The sequence below is a fragment of the Pelomonas sp. Root1217 genome (genome assembly GCF_001425705.1).
Classification (GTDB): Bacteria; Pseudomonadota; Gammaproteobacteria; order Burkholderiales; family Burkholderiaceae_C; genus Pelomonas.
In genome coordinates this window covers 1-1,592 of the sequence record NZ_LMDC01000021.1, presented here as the reverse complement: position 1 = coordinate 1,592, position 1,592 = coordinate 1, and the positions used below count along the sequence as shown (strand labels likewise).

Genomic DNA, 1,592 nt, shown 5'->3' with positions numbered 1-1,592 from the left:
TTGAGCGCAAGGGCGCCTTCTTCACGACCAGCTACGGCGGCTGAGCGTGCTGCTGGTGATGACCAGCGATGCGGCAGCAGCTCGTCGATCCGGCTGGCCGGGTTAGTCGGCAAGCGATCCAGTACGTCCTTGAAGTAGGCGTACGGGTCGTGCCCGTTGATGCGGGCAGAGTGCAGCAGGCTCATGATTGCCGCGGCCCGTTTGCCCGCCCGCAGGCTGCCGGCGAACAGCCAATTCGATCGTCCAACCGCGATCGGACGGATCTGGTTCTCAACCCAATTGTTCGAGATCGGCACGTCGCCGTCGTTTACGAAGTGCGTGAGTTCCTTCCAGCGCTTCAAGCTGTAGTCGATCGCCTTGATGGTCGCCGAGCCGGGAGGCACCAACTGCCGTTGCCCCAGCAGCCATCGGTAGAACACGGCGAGAACCCGTCGTGACTTGCGCTGCCGAACCCGTCGCCGCTCGTCACTGGTGAACTGCTCGGCCTGGCGCTCGATGCGGAACAGAGCTTGGTAGAAGCGCAGCGCTTGCTCGCCGACCTTGCTGCCGTGGCTGGCCCAGAGCTCGTGGAACTTGCGTCGGCTGTGCGCCATACATTGGGCCGACGTAACGCCCTTGTCGACGCAGGCAGAGTAGCCACTGAAGCCATCGGTGACGAGCGTGCCCTTCCAAGCATTGGGCGTCTCAAGCCTTAGGAAGTCGCGCACGTTCTCGCCACTGCGGGTCTCGCTGAACTCGAACACCACCGCCTTGACGGGGTTAGTGCTCGGCGTGCAGTACGACCAGATGTAGGCCTTGTGGGTCTTGCCGTTGCCCGGTTTGAGCATGGCCACCGGCGTCTCGTCAGCGTGCAGCACCATGTGGCGACGGAGTTCGTCGGCAAGGGCTTGCACCAGTGGCTGCAACTGGGCGCCGCAGGCGCCCACCCACTCCGCCAGCGTCGAGCGGGCGATCACGTGGCCGGCCCGCGCGAACACAGCCTCCTGCCGGTACAGGGGCAAGTGATCCATGAATTTGGCCACCAGCACGTGGGCCAGCAGGCCGGTCGTCGGAATGCCCTTGTCGATCACGTGTGCCGGCACCGGCGCCTGCACGATGCGCTCGCAGCATTTGCAGACCCACTTGCCGCGCACATGGCGCTCGACCGTGAACACGCCGGGTTGGTAGTCCAGCTTCTCGGACACGTCTTCGCCGATGCGCTGCATGGCCTGGCCGCAGCCGCAGCTCGTGTGCGTCGGCTCGTGCGGCACGTCGCGACGCGGCAGGTGGGCGGGCAGCTGAGCGCGCTTAGGGATCTGCTTCTCGTCCTCGTCCTTCTTGTCACTCTTATTGCGATGGCGCTGCAGCTCGCCGTCGAGCTCATGGATGTCGGTGTCCAGCGTCTCCTCCAGCAGGCTTCGCTGCTCGGGTGAGAGGGTGCTGGCGAAGCGCTCACTGGTGGCGGCGAACTTCATCCGCTTGAGAATCGCCATCTCGTGCGTGAGCTTGTCGATCAGCGCCTGCTTGAAGGCGAGCTCGGTGTCACGCTGCTGGACCTGGGCGAGCAGCGACTGCACGGCTTGCCGCGTCTGCGGGTCCAAGGCGTCCAGTTG

Annotated in this window: 1 protein-coding gene; it reads right to left on the bottom strand. The window is 64.9% G+C overall.

Annotation, left to right across the window (positions count from 1 at the left end; genetic code table 11):
- Nucleotides 1-1,589, bottom strand: a 1,589-nt coding sequence (locus ASC95_RS14315) for an IS66 family transposase (protein ID WP_235537929.1), incomplete at its 3' end; no start/stop codon positions are given.
- Between the last annotated feature and the right edge of the window lie 3 nt (nt 1,590-1,592).